The organism is Candidatus Limimorpha sp. (assembly GCF_056203535.1).
The window spans coordinates 1-3,803 of the sequence record NZ_JBADWU010000076.1 but is presented as its reverse complement, the minus strand read 5'-3'; the positions used below and the strand labels follow the sequence as shown (position 1 = coordinate 3,803).

5 protein-coding genes are annotated in these 3,803 nt (G+C 45.7%); 1 reads left to right on the top strand and 4 read right to left on the bottom strand.

Annotated features, from left to right (window positions below; genetic code table 11):
* Positions 1–463: 463 nt before the first annotated feature.
* Both AC06MN_RS08930 and AC06MN_RS08925 read right to left on the bottom strand, forming a co-directional pair.
* Positions 464–1,393 (bottom strand): glycosyl transferase family 90, encoded by a 930-nt coding sequence (locus AC06MN_RS08930; protein ID WP_475672022.1) that lies wholly within the window; start codon positions 1,391–1,393, stop codon positions 464–466.
* A 98-nt stretch (positions 1,394–1,491) separates the two neighbouring features.
* Positions 1,492–1,983, bottom strand: coding sequence for an alanyl-tRNA editing protein (locus tag AC06MN_RS08925; RefSeq protein ID WP_475672021.1), 492 nt, complete (start codon positions 1,981–1,983; stop codon positions 1,492–1,494).
* A gap of 161 nt (positions 1,984–2,144) precedes the next feature.
* Here AC06MN_RS08925 and AC06MN_RS08920 point away from each other — a divergent pair, with 161 nt between their 5' ends.
* The gene (locus tag AC06MN_RS08920; RefSeq protein ID WP_475672020.1) at positions 2,145–3,035 is read left to right on the top strand and encodes a YitT family protein; all 891 of its coding nucleotides are present in this window, start codon (positions 2,145–2,147) and stop codon (positions 3,033–3,035) included.
* A gap of 69 nt (positions 3,036–3,104) precedes the next feature.
* Here AC06MN_RS08920 and AC06MN_RS08915 read toward each other — a convergent pair whose 3' ends face one another.
* Positions 3,105–3,491, bottom strand: a complete 387-nt coding sequence (locus tag AC06MN_RS08915) for a DUF975 family protein (RefSeq protein ID WP_475672019.1) — start codon at positions 3,489–3,491, stop codon at positions 3,105–3,107.
* A 96-nt stretch (positions 3,492–3,587) separates the two neighbouring features.
* A partial coding sequence (locus AC06MN_RS08910) for a hypothetical protein (RefSeq protein ID WP_475672018.1) occupies positions 3,588–3,803 on the bottom strand: 216 nt, incomplete at its 5' end.

The window sequence follows — 3,803 nt, the reverse complement described above, 5'->3', positions numbered from 1 at the left end:
CGCAAACTCCCCTCGTCTTTCAGCCCCCCGTTCCTTTCGTTTGCGGGTGCAAAAGTACTACATTTTCCCTTACCTCCAACAACTATTTTCATTATTTTTCAATATTTTTACATTCTATCTGAATATCAGAGAGATAAATTTCACGCTTTTTGCAAAAGCCATTGCCTGGAGACGGTTTTCCTGCGGAAAATGCGGCTTCCGGCGGTTTCCCAGGGGCCGATTTACGCCGTTTTCCGCGCATTTCCGGCGGGAATCCGCACGCGTTTCTCGGTCTCAATGCCGTTGCGCGGAGGCCCGGGACGGACTCGCCTCGGGACTTTTTGGGAGGGCACCTTATTATATATAGCACGTGTCCATCCCTATCGCAAATTTTCCACAAATCCGACAATATGCAAATTAGCAATAAAGATTCTCGCTTTCGGATAATGACACACTATAAAAAGCGAATTCCTTGCTTTGTAAATCATAGCAGGGGAAGAGAAAAATAGCATTGCATCACAAGAAGTGCGATGTAACGCTCGCGGCGTTTATTACGGAATTGATCAACATATTGATTAGCGTTGTGTACAATAGCTTTAGCCTCATCGGGATGCGCGGTGTAATAATCCATTTTTTCAATCAGGTCGGCATAGTCATACCTGATTTCAACGTAATGCACATTGGGTTGTAATCTGCCCTCCATGAACCAAGTCTCACAAGTTGGACGAGGCATGACCGCCAACGAATTGCTGCTCATCACCCATTTCAGATTGCTTGCCACATCATTGCCTTCCAATGCCATGATATATTTGTAGTCGAGATGCTCGTAGAGTGACAGACGGGGGGATGTGGCTTTCCCGTCGGGATTACCCGAAAACAGACCCCCTTTTGCCACCGTATTAGCTGCATCAATTCTGGGATGATTGCCAAACATTTCCATAAATCGTATGCGGTTCTCTCGAGTGCCTACTTGTCCTCTGAAAATTGCGACATCTTTCTTGTCACAGAAATCCTTCTTGTCGTTAAGGAAAACAAAATGACGGCATTTGTCAAGATTCAGCAAAACAGCATTGCCATTATCTTCACTGATATTGCGGCTTTTCACTACGGTAGGTGAATCAGGAATATCGCGGATGTCGCCGAAAAGATACTTCCAATGAAAATCGGGGTTGAACCAACGTACTATTTCATGGCTATCAAAATAATAAACGCTACTGTGACCTGTTCTATGAAAACTGCTAAGAGGCGTGGCATCAGGCGCGATGCTTTCGGTTGCATGGCAATAGTAATCGACGCGGTCGGCAATATAGGCGGCATCATAAAGACTTGCACAACACTCCAACTCTTGCTGAAGACGTTTACGGAACAAGCTGTCAGGAATCAATTCGCGAGCGTATGCATTAAGATAATACAATAACTTTGAGTTTTTTCCACTGTGTAACAGATAGTTAATTGAACTTCGCATAAATTATGTTTAAGTGCATAAAAACTACAAAAATGAATCAGAAACTGTCATTCTTCCGCCACCTTGAAGACAATACGGAAGGATCCTTCGCTGAAACTCGTGCTGGTTATACGGAAACTGCCGATTCCCTTGGTGGAAGCGACATGTGTCCCGATGCAAGGGCAGACATCATAATGGCCAATGCGCACCAGACGCAAAGTCTCGCTGGCATCTTCAGGCAGTTTGTCCAATTTCACGCCTTCAGGAATCGTATCGCGGGTGACAAACTCAAAGGTGACAGGCAAATCTTCGGCAATCAGCCGGTTGATGGTCGCCTCCACTTCAGCGATTTGTTCTGCCGTCGGGGCTTCGCTCAGCAGATAATTGATTTTGCTTTTCTTACGCTCGATATGCATGTTTTTTGAGCGTTCGCAACCGAACATTTTCACCATGGTGGCGTTCAAAAGATGCTCGGCAGTGTGCGCCGGCGGAAATTCCGCCTTGTTATGTTCATTAAGGATAGGTTCGTCCATATTAAGTAACTGTTCAAAATTAAACATCAATTTGGATTTCGGGGCTGCGAGGCTTCGGGATTTCGAGATGTCTCGTATTCTCGCGACCTCAATGCCTCGTTTTCAATATGCAAAGAAACGAAAAAAGCAAAAGCGAGTCATAATCTAAGGGAAAAATCATACTTTTGCAGCAATAATCAGAATAAAATATGAAAGCAGACAAGAAAACAGTTTTGGAAGAAATCAAGCGTTACGTCATCATCACGATTGCCATTTTCGTCATGGATTTTGGCTGGACGGCATTCCTTATCCCCAATCACCTAATGGGCGGCGGTGTCAGTGGCATTGCGACCTTAATCTATTGGGCAACAGGTCTTTCAACAGGTATTTCCATTTTTGTCATCAACATAATTCTGTTGCTGATTGCTTTGAAAGTCATCGGACCAGGTTTCGGTATCAAGACGGCCTACTCCATTGTAATGGCATCAGTTTTCATGTCGTTGCAGCAGCATTTCATCACCGACCCCATGCTGGCAGGCACCATGGATCTTTTTGTCAAGGACAGTTTTCTGGCAGCCATCTTAGGCGGTGCCTTGGCCGGAGCAAGTATCGGCGTGGCTTTCACGCAAGGCGGCAGCACAGGCGGCACCGACATTATCGCAATGATTGTCAACAAATACCACAACATTTCACAAGGCCGCGTCATCCTCATTTGCGATTTGATTATCATCGGCAGTTCCTATTTTGTTTTCCACAGCGTAGAGAGCATCATTTACAGTTTCGTCGTTTTGGCAGTTTGCAGCTATTGCATCGATTTGGTCCTGACAGGTAACAAGCAGTCGGTTCAGGCTTTCATTTTCACTTCAGAGCCTGAAAAAGTGGCTAACCGCATCGCCAACGAAATGCACCGTGGCGTGACCACGATAAAAGGCACAGGCTGGTATACCAAACGTGAAGGCGACATCCTGATGGTCGTTGCCCACAAGCGCGAATCGCAAGCCATCCTGCGCATCGTGAAAGACGAAGACCCCAAGGCTTTCATGACCATGAACACCGTGATGGGTGCCTACGGACAAGGTTTCGAGCAGATTAGGAAATGATAAGGCTGCCCGTAAAAACAGGAAACCCGCCTTTGAGCGGGTTTCCTTGTTTATGGCCGATTATGAAAATCATATAGTCTCGTCACAATTTTCGAGTTTCAGCTGTTCGTAGAACTTTGCCTTTGCAACATGTATATATGGTCTTAGCCATAGGAAACCTATGCCCAAAGATAGTAATGCCAGCAAGAACCAGCCGATGAAACTCAAAATGAGTAAAAAGAGTTCCCATTTGTGACCCTTCATCATGCGTTCGCTTTCATCGATGCACTGTAAGGTGGTCCATTCAGGATGTTCATCGGAAATAAAGAAAGTCATGGAATAGGCCAATGCCTTGATGAAGCCAGGAACAATAAGCAACAAAGTCCAGAGAAAGACGAAAAAGCTCGTCACGAAGGCACGGACAAACGCTTTCGCATAATCGCCGAAAGAGGCGTCAAACATCTCCTTAACCGTCAATGTGTTGCCTTTGCAAAAACGAAGGAAAGTGTGTTTTCCTGATTTAGGTTGACTCGGTTTTACTGATTAATACTGATATAAATTGACTTTTTGTTGTTAATCCTGGAATGAGTTTACCATCCGAGCCTTATCCCTGTCAGTGGTTGACTGGAGGCCGTAGGCCGGAAGGAGACCACTGACAGGCTGCAAAGGTAAACCTTTTTCAGTGATGTCCGCCATATTCCTGGATTTTATTGCCAGCAGCCTGCGGCTTGTCCATTTCATGTCCCTGTCGCCTGTCGTTCCCGAAGCCTGCGCGGGAGTCATCATCCC